Annotated in this window: 16 protein-coding genes and 2 pseudogenes; all 18 read left to right on the forward strand. The window is 27.0% G+C overall.

What is annotated here, in order from left to right; genetic code table 11:
* A pseudogene (locus L8U37_RS02920) lies at window positions 1-545 on the forward strand (hypothetical protein); the annotation flags it as partial.
* Window positions 546-551: 6 nt separating this feature from the next.
* A complete protein-coding gene (locus L8U37_RS02925) occupies window positions 552-2,966 on the forward strand; it encodes a glycosyltransferase family 2 protein (protein ID WP_263728544.1) in 2,415 nt (804 codons plus the stop codon).
* A gap of 13 nt (window positions 2,967-2,979) precedes the next feature.
* Window positions 2,980-3,633, forward strand: coding sequence for a cytidylyltransferase domain-containing protein (locus L8U37_RS02930; protein WP_263728611.1), 654 nt, complete (start codon window positions 2,980-2,982; stop codon window positions 3,631-3,633).
* Complete coding sequence (locus tag L8U37_RS02935) at window positions 3,630-4,394, forward strand: HpcH/HpaI aldolase family protein (protein ID WP_263728545.1); 765 nt, start codon at window positions 3,630-3,632, stop codon at window positions 4,392-4,394. Before L8U37_RS02930 ends, L8U37_RS02935 begins: the two co-directional genes overlap by 4 nt.
* Window positions 4,391-5,344, forward strand: coding sequence for a phosphoglycerate dehydrogenase (locus tag L8U37_RS02940; RefSeq protein WP_263728546.1), 954 nt, complete (start codon window positions 4,391-4,393; stop codon window positions 5,342-5,344). Before L8U37_RS02935 ends, L8U37_RS02940 begins: the two co-directional genes overlap by 4 nt.
* On the forward strand, window positions 5,337-6,212 hold the full coding sequence (locus L8U37_RS02945) for an NAD-dependent epimerase/dehydratase family protein (RefSeq protein WP_263728547.1): 876 nt from the start codon (window positions 5,337-5,339) through the stop codon (window positions 6,210-6,212). The genes L8U37_RS02940 and L8U37_RS02945 overlap by 8 nt, the downstream gene beginning before the upstream one ends.
* Entirely contained in the window at window positions 6,209-6,883 is a 675-nt protein-coding gene (locus L8U37_RS02950; protein WP_263728548.1) for a cyclase family protein, read from the forward strand. Before L8U37_RS02945 ends, L8U37_RS02950 begins: the two co-directional genes overlap by 4 nt.
* A complete protein-coding gene (locus L8U37_RS02955) occupies window positions 6,883-7,371 on the forward strand; it encodes a YhcH/YjgK/YiaL family protein (protein WP_263728549.1) in 489 nt (162 codons plus the stop codon). The genes L8U37_RS02950 and L8U37_RS02955 overlap by 1 nt, the downstream gene beginning before the upstream one ends.
* Window positions 7,368-7,952, forward strand: a complete 585-nt coding sequence (locus L8U37_RS02960) for an HAD family hydrolase (RefSeq protein WP_263728550.1) — start codon at window positions 7,368-7,370, stop codon at window positions 7,950-7,952. Before L8U37_RS02955 ends, L8U37_RS02960 begins: the two co-directional genes overlap by 4 nt.
* 9 nt (window positions 7,953-7,961) lie before the next feature.
* Window positions 7,962-9,203, forward strand: coding sequence for a hypothetical protein (locus L8U37_RS02965; protein WP_263728551.1), 1,242 nt, complete (start codon window positions 7,962-7,964; stop codon window positions 9,201-9,203).
* A gap of 2 nt (window positions 9,204-9,205) precedes the next feature.
* On the forward strand, window positions 9,206-10,801 hold the full coding sequence (locus L8U37_RS02970; RefSeq protein WP_263728552.1) for a hypothetical protein: 1,596 nt from the start codon (window positions 9,206-9,208) through the stop codon (window positions 10,799-10,801).
* A gap of 20 nt (window positions 10,802-10,821) precedes the next feature.
* Window positions 10,822-12,225, forward strand: a complete 1,404-nt coding sequence (locus L8U37_RS02975) for a hypothetical protein (protein WP_263728553.1) — start codon at window positions 10,822-10,824, stop codon at window positions 12,223-12,225.
* Window positions 12,225-13,482: pseudogene (locus L8U37_RS02980) on the forward strand (protoporphyrinogen/coproporphyrinogen oxidase). The gene L8U37_RS02975 and the pseudogene L8U37_RS02980 overlap by 1 nt, the downstream one beginning before the upstream one ends.
* Entirely contained in the window at window positions 13,479-14,861 is a 1,383-nt protein-coding gene (locus L8U37_RS02985; protein WP_263728554.1) for a mannose-1-phosphate guanylyltransferase/mannose-6-phosphate isomerase, read from the forward strand. The pseudogene L8U37_RS02980 and the gene L8U37_RS02985 overlap by 4 nt, the downstream one beginning before the upstream one ends.
* The gene (gene gmd, locus L8U37_RS02990; RefSeq protein WP_263728555.1) at window positions 14,862-16,001 is read left to right on the forward strand and encodes a GDP-mannose 4,6-dehydratase; all 1,140 of its coding nucleotides are present in this window, start codon (window positions 14,862-14,864) and stop codon (window positions 15,999-16,001) included.
* Complete coding sequence (locus L8U37_RS02995; RefSeq protein ID WP_263728556.1) at window positions 16,001-16,561, forward strand: dTDP-4-dehydrorhamnose 3,5-epimerase family protein; 561 nt, start codon at window positions 16,001-16,003, stop codon at window positions 16,559-16,561. The genes gmd and L8U37_RS02995 overlap by 1 nt, the downstream gene beginning before the upstream one ends.
* The gene (locus tag L8U37_RS03000) at window positions 16,558-17,586 is read left to right on the forward strand and encodes a GDP-L-fucose synthase family protein (RefSeq protein ID WP_263728614.1); all 1,029 of its coding nucleotides are present in this window, start codon (window positions 16,558-16,560) and stop codon (window positions 17,584-17,586) included. The genes L8U37_RS02995 and L8U37_RS03000 overlap by 4 nt, the downstream gene beginning before the upstream one ends.
* Window positions 17,583-18,743, forward strand: coding sequence for a DegT/DnrJ/EryC1/StrS family aminotransferase (locus L8U37_RS03005; RefSeq protein ID WP_263728557.1), 1,161 nt, complete (start codon window positions 17,583-17,585; stop codon window positions 18,741-18,743). The genes L8U37_RS03000 and L8U37_RS03005 overlap by 4 nt, the downstream gene beginning before the upstream one ends.
* Window positions 18,744-18,751: the final 8 nt, after the last annotated feature.

Below are 18,751 nucleotides of genomic sequence, written 5' to 3' on the forward strand. Positions count from 1 at the left end.
AAACCATTCAAGACAACTTAACTCAAATTCAAAGTTTAAATCAAAATATAAAACTTAAAAATCAAACCATTCAAGACAACTTAACTCAAATTCAAAGTTTAAATCAAAATATAAAACTTAAAAATCAAACCATTCAAGACAACTTAACTAAAATTCAGTTATCAAATGATCAATTGTTATTTTGTGCTAAATATGGTACAGCAAAGAGTAGAATTAAAAATCAATTATCTTATAAGTTAGGTCAGGCTATGATAATAAATTCTAAAACTTTCTTGGGTTATTTAATAATGCCTATAGTATTGTTAAGTATTGTAGTTTCACATAAGCAAGAACAAAAAATATATAAACAAAAAATTAAAAAAGACTCATCTTTAATATTGCCCTCTTTAGAGCAATATCCTGATTATAAAGAGTCTATTGAATTAAAAAATCATCTTTCTTATAAATTAGGGCGAGCTTTGATAGCTAGCTTTAAAAATCCTTTAAAGTTGTGGATGTTGCCATATAAAATATTTATATGTGTAAAAATACATAAAAGAGGTTGATGATATATGCAAATAGGTTTTTATCCGGAATTTAAAAATGAAGAAGATTTTGTAGACATTATTTCAAGAGCTATTTGGTATTTGTGGCCATTAGAAGAATTTATTGAAAAAATTTATCTATGTGCTAATTTTGATTTTGATAATAGAATGATATTGAATAAATTTCCAAAGTATCTAGATTCATCCATATTAAAATATTTAGATAAAATTCCTAGAAAAAAAATTGTTTTATATAAAAAAATACACAATAATTATTTTGAAAATTTACAATATGTTTTTCTTATAAATGAAGAATATCGTGAAGAATTATTAAATATTAAAAAAGAATCAAATCTGAATTTTGAAATAATAAGAGTTGATCATAATAATTTATCATATGGAGATTCTTTTTATTTGAGATTCGCAGAAAAAATTCCTGAATTACATTCAAAATATAAAAAAATCTCAAAAAATAAAATTTTTGAGTTGTTAGAAAGATTGAAAACACAAAAGATATATTTATTCGGTACAGGACCTAATTTCAGTTATAGTGAAAAATATAATTATGAAGATGGATGTGTAATTGCATGCAACAGTATGGTGGTCAACCAAGATGTTATAAAAAAATTGAAGCCTAAGATTTTTGTTATAGCAGATCCAATTTTTCACGCAGGGCCTTCAAGTTATGCTGGTAAATTTAGAGAGTCATTAATTAGCGTTTTTGATTTAAATCCTTGTCCTATTGTAGTACCTTTAAGAGATTACCATATATATAGTACCTATTTACCTGATTATATGATAGATTTTTTAGTACCTATTTTCTTTAAAATACCAAGTGAAGATAGTAACCCATTTTATTTTAATATTTTTGATTCTTTGGAAGTTAAAACAACAAATAATATTCTTACCTTGTTTCAACTTCCTTTGGCTACGAGTTTAGGAGAGGAAATATATATTACTGGTTGCGACGGACGTTCGATAAAAAATAATTCTTATTTTTGGAGTCATAATAAAGAAGTGCAAATAAATGATAAAATGCAAGATATTAAAATAGCCCATAAGGGTTTTTTTGATATAAAATATGATGATTATTATAACAAGCATATTAATTTTCTTTCTCAATTTTTTGAATTGGCAGAAAAAAATAAAAAAAGAATTTTTAGTTTAACTCCATCTTATATTAAACCTTTACAAGATAGAATTGTAGATAATATTATAATGATAGATCGGTATAAAAAAAGAGAATGTGAATTATCGATCATTATTCCTGTGTATAATGTTGAAAAATTTATTGAAAAATGCATTAAATCTATAGAGAATACTTGTTATTTAGATTATGAAATACTAGCAATAGATGATTTTTCAGATGATTCTAGTTTGCAATTGTTGATGAAAATGGCACAGTCAAACAAAAGAATAAAAATTTATCAAAATTTTGGGAAAAAAGGAGTATCTGGAGCAAGAAATACAGGAATTAAATTATCTTCTGGAAGAGCGGTTTGTTTTTTAGATGCAGATGACACTGTATTGAGTAATTCATTGAATATTCGTTATAGTATTCTTATGCGTGATGAAGAAACAAAGATTGTTCATGGAATAATACAATTTATTGATGAAGATGATAATTATCTAGGTATAGAATATGGTAAAAGATCTACGGTGACTGTTAAAGATTGTATTTATGGAAACCCTATCTCATTTAATACAATGATGCTAAAAAGAGATGTGATAAATTTATTACATTTTGATGAGCAAAGTTCAAATGGTGAGGATTGGTTGGCTAATTTTAATTTGCTTAAAAATAATTTAAATTCAAAATTTGTTTACGATTCAATTTCAACCTATCGAGTGCATTCTGAATCTACGGTTCTTAAAAACTATGAGTTACATGAAAATAATTTATTAGCAATAGTAGATAAAATATTTTCCGATGATATAATAAAGTCTATGATTGATGAAAATAAAAAAGAGGATATAAAATCAAAAATTATTCGTATGAGAAGTATATCTAGTTTTTTTATGCTTTTTTTTAAATGTGATTTTTATACTTGGAAAGATTTTTTGGAAAATACTAATTACACAGATATTTTTTATGATAAGAGAATTGATTTTATTGAAAAAATGAGAGTTTCCTTTATTAGAACTTTCAAAATACATGTTTTAAAAACTAGTGATATTTTGTCTAATGATAGTCTTTTTTTAGATAAATTTGTTTTATTAAAGCAAAGATACCCAAATAGTAAAATTGTTTTAGATATTGATAGTATTATAGGGTTTAATTTGGATAATACACAGGCAATAAGGAAAGCTAATTTGTGTTTTAGTCAAAAGGATTATTTTGGGGCACTAGAGAATTATAAAAAAGTAGATATTTCATTAAGAAAGTATATTGATATAAATATTGCTTTATGTTATATTTTAAAGGAAAAATGTGAAAATTAATGCTTTGTTACCAATGAAAGGGAATTCGGAAAGAGTAAAAAATAAGAATATGAAAAACTTTAATGGATTTCCATTGTATCATACTATAATGAAAGTTTTGTTAGAGTCTTCCTATATAGATAAAATATTCATAAATACAGATAGTGATATTATAGCATCTGATGTTGATAAAAATTTTGATCGTGATAGAGTTGTTGTTATTAAAAGACCTAAAGAAATTCAAGGTGATTTTATATCTATGAATGATATTATCTCTTATGACTTAACCCAATGCAATGGAGAGTATTTTTTACAAACACATAGCACAAATCCTTTGTTAAAAACATCAACTATTGATATAGCTATTAAAAAGTTTTTTGATGGTTTAGATTTGTATGATAGTCTATTTAGTGTTACAAAAGTACAGACTAGATTTTATGATAAGAATGCAAAGGCCATAAATCACAATCCAAATGAGCTTTTAAGAACCCAGGATTTAGAACCCATGTATGAGGAAAATTCTAACTTTTATATTTTTTCTAAAGAATCTTTTAGTTTGGCTGGTAAAAAAAGAATTGGTTTGAAACCGCAGATATTTCCTATGAATAAACTTGAGGCTGTTGATATAGATAATCCTGAAGATTTTACCCTAGCAGAATTGTTATATAAAAATAGGGATATAATATGAATTTAAAAGAAAAATTGCAAAATAATGAACTAACTATAGGTAGCTGGATAAGTATAGGTCATCCTTGTATTGCTGAGCTTATGTCAAATGCAGGTTTTGAATGGCTTGTAATAGATTTTGAGCATACATCGATGAATTACGAAACGGTGCAAAATTTAATAATTACTATTCAATCTAAAAAGATTAAAGCATTAGTTAGGGTGAGTAAAAACGAAGAGGTGATTATTAAGAAAGTTTTAGATATGGGAGCTGATGGTATTATAGTCCCTATGATTAAAAATAAAGTAGATGCCATTAAGGCGGTTGAATTTGCAAAGTATCCTCCAATGGGGAAAAGAGGAGTGGGCTTATTTAGAGCCCAAAATTATGGACTAAAATTTGAAGAATATAAACAATGGGTTGATGAAAATCTTATCATTATTGCTCAGATAGAGCATTATGAGGCTGTTGAAAATATAGAAGAAATAATAAAAACAGATGGAATTGATGGAGTTATTATAGGACCATATGACTTATCTGGTAGTTTAGGTTTTCCTGGGGAGTATCATAGAATAGAAGTAAAAGAAGCTATTGCTAAAGTTTTGAAATGCTGTAAAAGATACAATATTCCTTCAGGTTTTCATGTGATAGAAACTGATCCAAAAAAACTTCAGGAAAAAATATATGAGGGTTGTACTTTTTTAGCTTATAGTATAGATTTTTTATTTTTGAGTGATAATGCAGTAAAGGGGATGGAAATTATCAAAAAGGATATAAAATGAAAGTATTTGTTTCAACGCATCCATTCGGAGAAACATCTGAAAATCCATTGAAGTTGTTAAGTGAAAATGGATTTAATGTGAGATTAAACAATCATGGAAGAAAAATAACTTCACAAGAATTAGCCGATGATATTAAAGATGCTGAAATTTTGATAGCAGGAACTGAAAAAATTACAGAAGAAGTTTTACAAAATGCTCCGAATTTAAAACTTATATCAAGAGTTGGTATAGGTTTAGATGGTATAGATTTTGAACTATGTCGCAAATATAACATAAAGGTTGTTTATACACCAGATGCTCCTACTATGGCTGTGGCTGAATTATGCGTAGGTTTAATACTTGATCTATCAAGAAAAATTAGTTTTACAGATGTAAATTTAAAACAGGGTGTTTGGAATAGACATATGGGTATGTTGCTTTATGGTAAAACAATTGGTATTATTGGTATGGGAAGGATAGGAAAAAGTTTAATTAGACTTTTATCTTCTTTCAATGTTTCTTTTAAAGTGTGTGAACCAAATCCTGATTTTGCTTTTTTAAAGATGTATAATATAAAATTAGTTGACAAAGAAAAACTATTAAGAGAATCTGATGTCATATCTTTAAATTTACCATTAAAAAAAGACACAATAGATTATCTAACATTTGATGATTTAAAAAAAATGAAGAAATCGGCTATTTTAATTAATACTGCAAGAGGTGGTATAGTAAATGAGCAAGATTTATTTGTAGCTCTAAGAGATAAAATAATTGCTGGCGCGGCTGTGGATGTTTTTGAAGAAGAACCATATAAAGGTAAATTAAGAAAGCTTGATAATGTTGTTTTAACTTGCCATATGGGTGCTAGTACTATAGAAAGTAGAACAGATATGGAAACACAAGCTGTAGAAGAAGCAATAAGATATAAAAACAATATTTCTTTAAAAAATGAGATTTTTGAAAATGAATAAAAAGGTATTAGTTTTTGGAGGAGGAGGCTTTATAGGCAGCTATGTTGTAGAGGAGTTGTTGACTAATAATTACAATGTGTTATATGCTGATTTAAATCCATGCGATAATATTCCAATGCAGTATTTTAGAAAATGTGATATTATGCAAAAAAAGGAAGTTGAACTTTTATGTCAGGATGTGGATATAGTATTCAATTTTGCAGGTTTTGCTAATTTAGATGATGCCATAGCAAATCCTTTGAAAACTTTAGAATTAAATGTTATAGGAAATATGCATATTTTAGAAGGATGCAAAATATATAAAATAAAAAGATATATTTATGCAAGTAGTGCTTATGCTATGAGCGATAAAGGGTCTTTTTATGGTATTAGTAAATTAACTTCTGAAAAAATTATCGAAGAATATTATAAAAAATTCGGGTTAAAATTTACCATTATTCGTTATGGCTCAGTATATGGAGAAAAAGAATATTATAATAATTATATTTATAATCTAGTTAAGGAAGCAATGCTTAATGGAAAGATTTCTCATAGTGGTGATGGTGAAGAAATTAGAGAATATATCCATGCTTATGATGTTGCAAAATTGGCTTTGCAAATTATAGAGAATAGTGAATTTGAAAATGAGCATTTGATTTTAACTGGTACAGAAAGAATGCAAAGAAAAGAATTGTTTGAAATGATAAATGAAATGCTTGGAGGTAAAATAGAGATTTTGTTAAAATCTTCGGGTTATCATAATCACTATAAAACTACTCCATATTCTTTTCATCCAACTAGAAGTAAAAAATTAGTAGCAAATCCCCATATTGATATGGGACAAGGTATCTTGGAATGTATGAAAAATATTGAAAAGAAATATTTATGAAGACTAACTATATATATTTATCTTATTGTCTAAATGAAGCAACTCCAACTTATGGTAATAGTGATAAGGTGAATTTAACAAAAAAAAGTTCTATAGAGCATAATGATATTGCAAACCATACCATAATAACAACAAGTGTTCATAATGGAACACACATTGATATGCCATTGCACTTTTTTTCTGATGGACAAAGTATAAATGACTTTTGTTGTAGTGATTTTATTTTTAATTATGTTTTATTTGTTGAAATTAATTCAAGTGACATTATCATTAATCAAAATTTAGTTCAAAAATTATCAGAAGTAGAAGATAAAATAAAAATCGAAGCCATTATTGTAAAAACAGGTAATGGTGCCAAGAGAAATGATGAGGTATATTGGAGGGAAAATTTTGGTTTTCATCCAGATATAGCTGATTATATCAGAGAATTCTTTCCTAATGTTAGATTGTTTGGCTTTGATAGTATTTCTGTTTCTAGTTTTACAAATAGAGAATTGGGTAGAATTGCACATAGGAAATTTCTAGATCCAAAAAAACCAATTTTACTTTTAGAAGATATGAATTTAAATGAAATATCTAAAGAGGATAATATAAAAAAACTTATAGTTGCACCATTAAGAATTAAAAATTCTGATGGACTGCCTTGTACGGTTATAGCAGAGGTATTGTAATGGCTATTTTTTGTAAATTAAAAGATATCGACAGGTATAATATAAAAGATTTAGATTTGATTTTTAGTTATTTGTCTAGTTGTACCAATCCAAATAGTAAAGAATTCCAAAGATTGCATGCGTATAATACAGGAGTATTTGAAAAAATTGAACTTACTAAAGATATCTTTGCCTTGGAGCAAACTTATTTTACTAAAAATAAAAGCCAGGCTTTTTTTGAATCTCATAAAGATTACATAGATATTCAGTTTGTTGTAAATGGTAAAGAAAAAATTGAATTTGGTGATAAAGAATTGTTTGAAGTTGAAAAAGAGTATGATGAAACTAAGGACTTAATCAGATATAAAAAACCTAAATTCTTAATTTCTAGTTTGATTTTAAATGAAAATGATATTGCTATTTTTTATCCTGAAGATGTGCATATGCCAGGTTTAAGTATAAATGATGATTCTTATATAATAAAAACTGTGATAAAGTGTAAGATATGATAAATATAGAAAATATAAAAAATATTATTTTTGATTTTGATGGTGTTATACTTGATTCTGTGGGATTAAAAACACAAGCCTTTGCTGAACTTTTTAAAGAATTTCCTGAAAATAAGGTGAAAGAATTGCTAGAGTTTCATTTAAAAAATGGAGGTATTTCTAGATATCAAAAAATCCAATATTTTTTTGAAAATATCATTCATAGAGAAATTTCAGATGGTGAAATTTTAAAATATGCAAAAAAATATTCCAAACTTACAAAAGAGAAATTAAGCAATTCTAAGCATATTATAAAAGAAACTTTTGATTTTATTAAAAAAAATCAAAAGTGTTACAATATGCATATAGCATCAGGTGCAGATGAGCAAGATTTGCTTGAGATTTGTGATAAATTAAAATTATCACAATATTTTTTAAGCATCCACGGTTCTCCTATAAAAAAAGATATTTTAGTAAAAAATATACTTATAAGTAACAACTATCAAAATAAAGAAACAATTTTAATTGGAGATAGTGTTAATGACTTTCAAGTCGCTTTAGAAAATAATATCTATTTTTATGGTGTAAATTATCACAAGTAAAGGAGTAATATGAATATAGAAGATCGTATTAAATTAGCTATTGATAAAAGAGATATATTAGAGCTTAATAATATAATTAGCTTGTATGAAAAAGAAGGTAAAATTATAGAGCTTTCAAATATTATACAAGGTAGTAAAAATGCTATACTTCCTTTTGATTACGGCGATCAAGAGGAGCAATATGGTAAGATGATAGAGCGATATTTTCTTTTGTTGGCTAGAAATTTAAAAAAAGAACATCATTGCTCTCTTATAGAAGATTTGATTTCTAAGGATTTTTGTGTTAATGGTGAAACATATTGGTTCTGTCATCATAAAGCTCACTTAATGGATAATTTATATCGTGATAAAATGCAAGAAGAAGTAGATATATTTTTTTCGCTAGCTGCTCAAAAAGCAAGATCAAAGGATTTATTTCATATTACCAATGGAGTTTTTTCTACTAGAAGTCTAAAATATTTTGAATCTATGTTATCTGTTGATGTAAAAAAACAAAATACTATTGAATATTATGGTGACTATATGTTTAATAGGCAAGATTGCTGTTTTTTAATTTGTGCTGATTCCAAATATTTTAAAAACTATTCTTTTGCCTTTTTAAATAGTTTTAAAAATTCTGTTGTTAAAGAAAATGGCTTTAATGTTATTCCTCATATACACATTATTAATCCTGATCATGAGTGTAAAGAATTAATTTTAGATAAATATAAAAATGAATTTTCTTTTAATTATAGTTTTGAATATATAAATTTAGATAATATTAGTGAGCATAGTAAAAAAGCCTACTATACTACACCTAGATATACATTAGTTCCAGATTTATTGGAATTATATGGTGTTGATATAATTGTATCAGAGATTGATGCTGTTATAGGAAAAAATTTATATGATTTTGTACGTTTTTGTCGCAATTATGAGTTGGCACTTTCACAGGGTGTTTCATCTATGAATTTTTATTATCATTATGGAAGGGTTTCTGCTATTTTATCTTATTTTGGAAATAATTTTCTAAGCAAGACATTTGCAAAACTGAATAAAAAATACATCGATCTTTATTTTGATTTTTCAAAAACATCAAGTAATTGGCTAATAGATCAAATTTCCTTATATAAAATTTTCAAATATTTAAAATGTGATGTTTATGTGAAAAATAATGTTTTTGGAAAAATTAACGCAAATATGTTGGTAGAATTAGCTCAACATTTTCCAGGCGGAAAAGAAGCATTTATAAAACATCATAAAAAGAACTGATTATGGATAAAATATATTTTACAATCCGACAAGAACTAACGGGAATTATATTAGATTTTCAATCTTTTGCTGTTGATAGGATAGTTTTTTCCTTGGGGAAAGATGTAAATTTAGATGGAGTAAAATTATTATATTTGACGAATCATGAAAAATGGGAAGAAATACATGATTATAATCTACTAACTAATTTTAATAATCAAATTATTGTTGATTTTAAAAGAACTGTTTTTAACTATTTAAAAATAGAATTTTCAGATCTAGTTTCTTTTGAACTTGAAATTGATTTATTTTTAAAAAATAAATTGATAGTTGCTGGTTTAAATAGCTATATTGGGGATAGATTTTTATCAATATTAAATTCAATGTATATAGCAGATATTTTAAAGTTTAATTTTGCTATGGTGTGGAATTCAAGAAAAGTAGATACTAAAGATATAAAAAAACATCAAAGTGATAAAAAACTTGTTTCTTATATTATTGACGATGAAAAAGAAATTTTTGACGATATTTTTTTGCAGAAAAATTCATATACATCTATTTTACCTGTTCGTCAAACAAAGTGGATGGGTAAAATGTCATTCCATGATTTAAAGTATGGTCCTTTTGTAGAAAAACAATGGGGATGGTATGTTGGACATTCCCCTTTGGAGCATTTTATAAAAGATGAGATAGATAAATCTTATGGTATTAAACTGCAAGAATGTTTTAAAAAAATTATTTTCTCAAAAAAAGTTCAAGAGGTTATTACTAAAATTGATTTAATTGCTAAAAAGTTTATTGAGACAAAGGGTAAGTTTAATGCTATTCATGTTAGAACGGGCGATATTGTTTATTGTGATGAAAATCCTTTTTTTGCCGGTGTGCATTGGAGAAAAGCTATGCCTCCAGAAATTGCTTTAGAACTAGCACTCAAAAATTTAGAAAATGATATAAATATTGTATTATTTGGAGATAGTTTATCAGTCGTCAAAGAAATACAAACACATTGTAATACATACTATCAAGGTAAAGCAAGAATATACAAAGCACAAGAGTTTATTGGTGATTTATCATATTTAACTCCTTTTTTGCAAGCTTTTGCTGAAATAATTTTTATGTCCAATGCTGATGAAATTTATTCGGGTGATTCAAGTTTTGCTAGATTAGCTAGTATTATAGGACATGGTAAAGAACCAAAATATTATTTTAAATTTTATTCTTTTACGCAACAAGAGGATATTCTTATAGAGAATATAGGAATTCTTAAAACTGATAATACTATGAAAGCTTATGCAATGTGTTATTATTATTTAATTTCCAGATTATATTTAAATAAAAATTTTAACCATCTAGTAAAAATAGTTTTTAAAATATTGTCATACAATCCTAATAATGAATTTTATCATGTTTTGTTTATTGATAGTCTATTAAATTTAGAAAAATATGATTCTGCAGAAAAGCATTTGAATAATTATATCTTCAAGTTGCAACGAGAGGATAAGTTTTTATCTTGTTTAAAAAAAACATCTTTTTATAATCTTTTTAAAAATGCATATTTGTCAAAGAATATAGATGAGAAGTTCGAAAAATTAACATTAATTAAAAATTTAATCATATAAAAAAAGAGGAATAGATAAAAATGAAAAAAATTATCTTGCTAGGCGGTAGTAATGGTATATTAAATGATGGTATACCAAAGGCTATGAAAGCTAATAAAGATGTCAATTTTATGAATTTTGCTTTAGATGAATCTGCTTCTTTGCAAAATGTTTATGAAATCATTAGAAAAAAAGATAAAATAGAGCATGCTGATTTATTGATTTGTGAATCAAATTTAAACGATAAAAGAGAGGATTTTCATCAAAGAAATCTGAAGCAGATAGTAAGAGATATAGTTATTTTGTATGAACAGCTTAGTATGCTTAATGTTAAGAGAATTTTAATATTGCTTCTTCCATACGACCATATTCAATGTAAAAATTCAAAAGTTATTGATAATATTCATCGAAAATTGTGTCGAGAATATAATTTTGATGTTATTGATTTGGCTAGTTTTTTTCACAGAATCGGTGTTCATGATTTTTATATGAATTTAAAAGATAGTGCACACCAATTACCTTCTATTTTATATCAATTAGGTGTTAATATACTTAATAATCTTCAATTATTAGCCATTCGTCAACATAATAGTACAACTGCGAGAGATAATTTTACTTTTTACATCCCTAAAGAATTTTCTGATTCTAAAATCGAGATAAACAACTCTTTGGTTCAAGAATTTGCTTATAAAATATCGATAAAAAATATAAAGGAAAATTTAAATAATTATGAGGATAGGTATTTAATAGGAGCACATTATTTATATTTATCAGCAAATACAAAACTATCTATTTTTAAATCATTAAAAGAAAGCCTTTTGTATTCTGAAGCTGATTTAAGCGAGTTGGGCAAATGGCTTGATAGATTTCAATGCTTAAGCTCAATGTTTTTTTGTGATAAGTCATATTTGCACAAAATTATAGATAAAGTTAATAAGATGCTTTTTGAAGATTTAACATTAAATGAGGATGATATTTATTTTAGAAAATTTGATTGTTTGATTCCTAATGTGCTTTTGTTTAAAAATATTATAGAAGATTGCAATAAAGTTAATTTTTATAAGAATCCTAGTGATGAAATATTTTATAATATTAATGTTAAAAATAAAATCATTTTTGGAGCAACAAATAGAGTTAAACAACATCTAGCTTATAAGTTAGGGCAGGTGATGATATATTATTCCAAGACAATAAGAGGAAGATTGTTAATGCCTATAATTTTATTCTGTGTAATGATAAATCATAAATTTACAAGAAAGTTTGATAATAAATTACCTCCATTAAGTGAATATATTGATTATGAACAAGGACTTAAAATTAAACAACATTTGACCTATCAATTAGGAGAAGCTTTGATATATGCACATAAAAATTGGTACAAAGCAGGATATGTAAGATTGTTTTTTCATATAAGAAAAATAAAATTGAAGAAAGGAATATTGTAATGAAAATAGGTATAATAGGGGGGGGGGATATCAGGTATGTCTGTAGCTAGACTTCTTAGTGAACACTTTGAAGTAGAAGTTTTGGAAAAAGAATCGGTTGTCGGTGGTATTGCAAGGACAAAAGATGTAAATGGTATTGCCTATCACATTGTAGGAGGTCATTGTTTTAATTCTATATACCCTGAAGTTCTAAATTTTGTTTTTAATAAAATTTTAAGTAAAGATAATTGGAATTTGATAGAAAGAAAAGCAAAAGTCTTATTTAGAGATCAATGGATAAGTTATCCAATTGAATTCTCAGTTTCAGAAATAGATAAAATTGATTCTTCTTTGGGGTTACAAATAGTTCAAGAAATGTTTAATGCTTCTTATGGTAAAGGTAGTAACTTAGAAGAGTGGTTTATAAACCATTTTGGTCCAACTTTGTCTAGAGAATATTTTTTACCTTACAATGAAAAAATTTGGGGAATAGAACCAAAAAAAATGGATAATAGTTGGATAAAAGATGAAAATCAAATGAAATTACCAGTGCCAACTAAAATGAGCTTTTATAAATCTTTAATAAATAATTCTAGGAGTATTTTTGATAATATGCCACATGCATTTTATTATTATCCTAAAACAAATAACCAAAACACTTTTATCGATGCCTTATCGACTGATTTGAATATTATATATAATTATGAAGTAGAATATATTGAACATTGTAATCAAAAATGGTGTATTAATGGAGAAAAGCAATATGATATTCTTATTAATACTTCACCATTAGATTTGATTCCAAATATATTGCAAAACATACCAAATAATATTATAGATAGTTTTAAAAAATTAAAATATAATAAAATATCAAATATGTTATGGGAAACTGATGGTAGTTTTGATTCTACCTGGGCTTATGTTCCAAAGAAGAATATAGGTTTTCACCGTTTGCTAAATATTGGGACTTATTTTAGACCTATAAAAAATTACTGTATTACTGAATCTGTTGGTGAAAAAACATATGAACATTTTGTTAGTGAAGGAAAAAAGATAGAATTTTTAAAAAATCCTATTGATTTTCATGTGTCAGAAAGAGCGTATATTTGCTTTGATTTAAATTATGTTATGTCTAAAACAAAGGTATTGGAGTATTTGGATTCAGTAGGATTGATTTCTCATGGTAGATTTGGTGAGTGGGAGTATTATAATATGGATGTATGTATAAAGAAATCTATGGACTTAGCAGAAAAAATTAAAGGCAAATATTTATCATGACCAATATCCTTCTTTGTGGCGGTAGCGGTACAAGACTTTGGCCGCTTAGTAGAACACTAATGCCAAAGCAATTTTTGAAATTATTTGATGATAAATCTTTATTTGAGCTAACTTTGCAAAGAAATTCCAAATTTTGCTCTAATACTTTAATAGTATGCAATGAAGAACAATATTTCCTAGCTCTTGATCAAATTTCAAATACAGATAAAACTAAGTTTATTTTAGAACCACTAGCAAAAAATACTGCAGCAGCTATCACTTTAGCATGTTTATCTTTGCCTAAAGAAGAAATAGTTTTAATTACACCAAGCGATCACTCAATCAAAAATGAAAAAACATATCAAGAGGCAATAACTAAAGCTATAGATTTTGCAAATAACAATTATCTTGTAACTTTTGGTATAAAACCTGATAATCCACATACTGGATATGGTTATATTAAATTTGAAAATATTTACGATGTTGAAGCTTTTATAGAAAAACCGGATTTTAAAACAGCTAAAGAATTTTTAGAAAATGGTTATGATGATGGGGGGGGGTATTTTTGGAATTCTGGTATGTTTATGTTTAAAGTTGATTTTTTCTTAGAACAAATGCAAACTTATGCAAAAGAAATTTATAACTTTTGCTTAAAGGCATATAAAAATGCTTTAAAACAAAATGATTTTATCAAAATTAAATCAGCAGATATGGAAAAAATTCCAGAACTAAGCATAGATTATGCTCTAATGGAAAAATCAAATAAAGTAAAAGTGATACCTAGTAACATTTCTTGGAGTGATGTAGGAAGCTTTGAAAGCTTAGCTAAAGAATTTAATAATGGTAAAAATTACACCAATACAAATGCTAAATTTTTAGATTCTAATAATATCTTTTGCTATGCAAGCGATCAAAAGAAATTTATAGCTACAATTGACCTTGATGATATATTTATCATAGACACTCAAGATGCACTTTTAATTAGTAAAAAATCATCATCTCAAAAAGTAAAACAAATTTATGAAGCTATTAAAGAAAATGAAAATTTAAGTAAAAATCATCTTTGCACACATAGACCTTGGGGGAGTTTTACCATACTTGAAGATGAAAAAGGATATAAAATCAAACGTATAGAAGTTAAACCTGGTAAAAGACTTTCTTTACAAAAACATTTTCATAGAAACGAACATTGGATAGTTTTAAGTGGTACAGCAACTGTAGAAATAGACGGGGTAGAAAATTTAGTAAGACCTAATGAGTCAATCTATATAAAAATGGGGCAAAAACATCGTTTAAGCAATTATGGCAAAATTCCTGTTGTGATTATAGAAGCTCAAGTGGGTGAATACACAGGTGAAGATGATATAGTAAGATTAGAAGATGATTATAAAAGGATATAAATGAAAAAAGTGGCATTAATAACTGGAGTTACTGGGCAAGATGGGGCGTATTTGTCTGAATTTTTACTCAATAAAGGTTATGAAGTACATGGCATAAAAAGAAGATCTTCTTTATTTAACACAGATAGAATAGATCATTTATTTGAAGGTCATCATGAAAAAAATAATGATTTTTATTTACACTATGGTGATATGACTGATTCTATGAATTTAACTAGAATAATAGCTGAGATTAAACCTGATGAGATTTACAATCTTGCTGCTATGAGCCATGTGCATGTTAGCTTTGAAACACCTGAATACACGGCAAATGCTGATGGTATAGGTACGCTTAGAATACTTGATGCGGTGAGATTTTTAAATCTAACTCAAAAAACTAAAATTTATCAAGCCTCTACTTCAGAGCTTTTTGGAAAAGTACAAGAAACCCCACAAAGTGAAAAAACTCCATTTTATCCAAGAAGTCCTTATGCAGTAGCAAAAATGTATGCATATTGGATTACGGTAAATTACAGAGAAGCTTACAATATGTTCGCATGTAATGGAATTTTATTTAATCATGAAAGTCCCGTTAGAGGAGAAACATTTGTAACTAGAAAAATCACCCGCGCGGCTGCAAAAATAGTTTTAAATTTAGACGATATACTTTATCTTGGTAATTTAGATGCTAAAAGGGATTGGGGTCATGCAAAAGATTATGTAAAAATGATGTGGATGATACTTCAACATGAAAAGGCCGATGATTGGGTTATAGCTACTGGAAAAACTACTACAGTGAGAGACTTTGTGAAACTTGCCTTTGAATACTGTGGGATAAAATTAAATTTTAAAGGAAGCGGAGTAGATGAAGAAGGTTTTATAGAAGATTTTGATCAACAAAGAGCTAAAGAGCTTTTTTTAAATTTTAACCATCTTCAAAAAGGTCAAGTAGTAGTAAAAGTAAATCCTAGATATTTTAGACCTACTGAAGTTGATTTGCTTTTAGGCGATCCTTCTAAAGCCGAAAAAGAACTAGGCTGGAATAGAGAATATAATCTTAAAAATTTAGTTGATGATATGATGAAAAGTGATTTAAGACTTATGAATAAAGATGTCTATCTTAAACAAGGTGGATATAAAATAATGAGGTATTACGAGTAATGGCTATAGAATTTAATATAGAAGAATCTAAAAAAATTAAAGGGGTTTATATTATAACTCCAAATATTTCAACTGATTTGAGAGGAAATATTTGGACTTCTTTTTTCAAAGAAGAAATAGAAAAATTATTACCGAAAGAATTATACTTTAAGCATGATAAATTTTCAAGATCTTGTCAAAATGTATTAAGAGGTATACATGGAGATTATAAATCTTGGAAATATGTTACTTGTGTTTATGGTGATATTTTTCAAGTGATAGTGGATTGTAGAAAAGACTCTCCTACCTATCTTAAATGGGAAAGTTTTGATATTAATGAAAATAATCAAAAAATGATTTTAATCCCACCTAATATGGGTAATGCGTATTATGTTAGAAGTCAAGAGGCGATATATCACTATAAATATGCTTATGATGGGGAGTATGTAGAGGTGGCTGATCAATTTACTTATGCATGGGATGATTGTCAGATTAATATCAAATGGCCTTTTAATGGAAAGCCTATTTTATCTAGTAGGGATATAGAGGGAAAAACTTTATGTGTGAAAAGAAATCAATAAATAAAGAAGCCAAAATTTATATTGCAGGACATACTGGGACAGCTGGTTCTGCTATAGCAGAATTGCTATATAATAGAGGGTATTGTAATTTAGTTTTTAAAGGGAGTTCTGAATTAGATCTAAAAAATCAGCAGTCAGTTGAAGATTTTTTTAAAAAAGAAAAGCCAGAGTATGTTTTCATGTGTGCAGCTACTCCTTGTGGTGTTGCTAATATGCAATATAGAGCAGATTTTATTTATGATAATATAATGATGCAGATAAATATTATTCATGCAAGTTTTAAATATAAGGTTAAAAGAATGATTTGTTTCGGTTCTGGCTATATGTATCCAAAAGAGGCTCAAAATCCATTAAAAGAAGAATATGTACTATCAGGAAAATTAGATTACTCAATCGAACCTTATGCACTCTCTAAAATCATGGCTTTAAAAGCTAGCGAAGCTTATAATATTCAATATAATACAGAATTTATCTGTGTAGCTATCAATAATCTTTACGGAGGTAATGCAAACTTTGATTTACAACAAGCCAGACTTATACCAGCATTGTTAAGAAAATTTCATTTAGGAAAATTATTTCAAGAGCAAAATTATATCGGATTAACCAATGAGTTAAATATAACAGAAAATGAAAATATAGAAGAAGCTTTAAAAGAGATTGGAATTTTTAAAAATAAAATTTTCTTATGGGGCGATGGAAAAACTAGAAGAGAATTTATTCATTGTGAGGATTTGGCTGATGCTTGTATTTATCTAATGGAATACGATTTTGCAACCAATAATTTACATTTTAATATTGGTACTGGTATTGATTACTCTATAGCAGATGTAGCTAGTATAGTAAGTAATGTTGTAGGTTTTAAAGGGGAGATAAAATTTGATGCCACTAAGCCAAGTAGTGATATGAATAGATTAATGGATTGTTCTAAAATACACTCTTTAGGTTGGAAACATAAAATAGAGTTAGAACAAGGTATAAAAATGATGTATGAATGGTATTTAAAAAATAAAGGAGTAGAAAAATGAAAAAATATACATTAGCTTCGTCAACTTGGGATGAAAAAGAATTGCAAGCAATACAAGATGTTATCAAAAGTGATATGTTTACTATGGGTACAAAGGTGGCTGAATTTGAAAAAGATTTTGCTAAATTTACAGGTTCTAAGTATACGGTTATGACAAGTTCGGGTTCAACTGCAAATTTGATAGCAACGGCAGCTTTATTTTATACAAAAAATCCTAAATTAAAAAGAGGAGATGAGGTTATAGTTCCCGCAGTATCATGGAGTACCACTTATTATCCACTTTATCAGTATGGTTTAAAGCTAAAATTCGTAGATATAGATTTAAAAACGCTAAACTACGATTTAGATGCTTTAAGTAGTGCTATTAGCGATAAAACAAAAATGATCATGATTGTGAATTTATTGGGAAATCCTAATGATTTTGATGCAATTAATGATCTTATAAAAGGAAAAGATATTATCCTGCTTGAAGATAACTGTGAATCAATGGGTGCAGAGTATAAGGGAAAGCAAGCTGGAACTTTTGGTATTATGGGAACTTTTTCAACATTCTTTTCTCATCATATGGCTACAATGGAAGGTGGATTTGTGGTGACTGATGATGAAGAATTATATCATATATTACTTTGTCTAAGGGCACATGGATGGACTAGGAATTTACCAAAAGAAAATAAAATAGTAAATAAAAGTGATGATTGGTTTAATGAATCATTTCGTTTTATTTTGCCAGGATATAATGTACGCCCTGTAGAAATGAGCGGAGCTATAGGTATAGAACAACTTAAAAAATTACCTATGTTTTTGGAATATCGCAGAAAAAATGCAAAATTATTTTGTGATCATTTTAAAAACCATCCCGATTTTATTATACAAAAAGAAATTGGTTCTAGTTCATGGTTTGGTTTTTCTTTGATTATAAAACCAGAATCTACGCTTAAAAGAGGTGAGGTAATTAAAAAATTAGAAGCAAATAATATTGAGTATCGTCCGATAGTTACAGGTGATTTTACGCAAAATGAAGTAATGAAATATTTTAATTATGAAATTTTTAGTGAACTCAAGAATGCAAAAATTTTGCATGAAAATGGTTTTTTTGTAGGAAATCACCAGATGGATATAGCCGAGCATATTTATCATCTAAAACAAGTTTTGGATTAAGGAATTAA

Origin of the sequence: Campylobacter sp. RKI_CA19_01122, assembly GCF_025771325.1 — a bacterium.
Lineage (GTDB): Bacteria > Campylobacterota > Campylobacteria > Campylobacterales > Campylobacteraceae > Campylobacter_D > Campylobacter_D lari_D.

What these genes read in the sequence shown, in the direction of transcription:
- L8U37_RS02925 (WP_263728544.1), top strand. Translation starts at nt 552, where the DNA reads ATGCAAATAGGTTTTTATCCGGAATTTAAAAATGAAGAAGATTTTGTA.
- L8U37_RS02930 (WP_263728611.1), top strand. Translation starts at nt 2,980, where the DNA reads ATGAAAGGGAATTCGGAAAGAGTAAAAAATAAGAATATGAAAAACTTT.
- L8U37_RS02935 (WP_263728545.1), top strand. Translation starts at nt 3,630, where the DNA reads ATGAATTTAAAAGAAAAATTGCAAAATAATGAACTAACTATAGGTAGC.
- L8U37_RS02940 (WP_263728546.1), top strand. Translation starts at nt 4,391, where the DNA reads ATGAAAGTATTTGTTTCAACGCATCCATTCGGAGAAACATCTGAAAAT.
- L8U37_RS02945 (WP_263728547.1), top strand. Translation starts at nt 5,337, where the DNA reads ATGAATAAAAAGGTATTAGTTTTTGGAGGAGGAGGCTTTATAGGCAGC.
- L8U37_RS02950 (WP_263728548.1), top strand. Translation starts at nt 6,209, where the DNA reads ATGAAGACTAACTATATATATTTATCTTATTGTCTAAATGAAGCAACT.
- L8U37_RS02955 (WP_263728549.1), top strand. Translation starts at nt 6,883, where the DNA reads ATGGCTATTTTTTGTAAATTAAAAGATATCGACAGGTATAATATAAAA.
- L8U37_RS02960 (WP_263728550.1), top strand. Translation starts at nt 7,368, where the DNA reads ATGATAAATATAGAAAATATAAAAAATATTATTTTTGATTTTGATGGT.
- L8U37_RS02965 (WP_263728551.1), top strand. Translation starts at nt 7,962, where the DNA reads ATGAATATAGAAGATCGTATTAAATTAGCTATTGATAAAAGAGATATA.
- L8U37_RS02970 (WP_263728552.1), top strand. Translation starts at nt 9,206, where the DNA reads ATGGATAAAATATATTTTACAATCCGACAAGAACTAACGGGAATTATA.
- L8U37_RS02975 (WP_263728553.1), top strand. Translation starts at nt 10,822, where the DNA reads ATGAAAAAAATTATCTTGCTAGGCGGTAGTAATGGTATATTAAATGAT.
- L8U37_RS02985 (WP_263728554.1), top strand. Translation starts at nt 13,479, where the DNA reads ATGACCAATATCCTTCTTTGTGGCGGTAGCGGTACAAGACTTTGGCCG.
- gmd (WP_263728555.1), top strand. Translation starts at nt 14,862, where the DNA reads ATGAAAAAAGTGGCATTAATAACTGGAGTTACTGGGCAAGATGGGGCG.
- L8U37_RS02995 (WP_263728556.1), top strand. Translation starts at nt 16,001, where the DNA reads ATGGCTATAGAATTTAATATAGAAGAATCTAAAAAAATTAAAGGGGTT.
- L8U37_RS03005 (WP_263728557.1), top strand. Translation starts at nt 17,583, where the DNA reads ATGAAAAAATATACATTAGCTTCGTCAACTTGGGATGAAAAAGAATTG.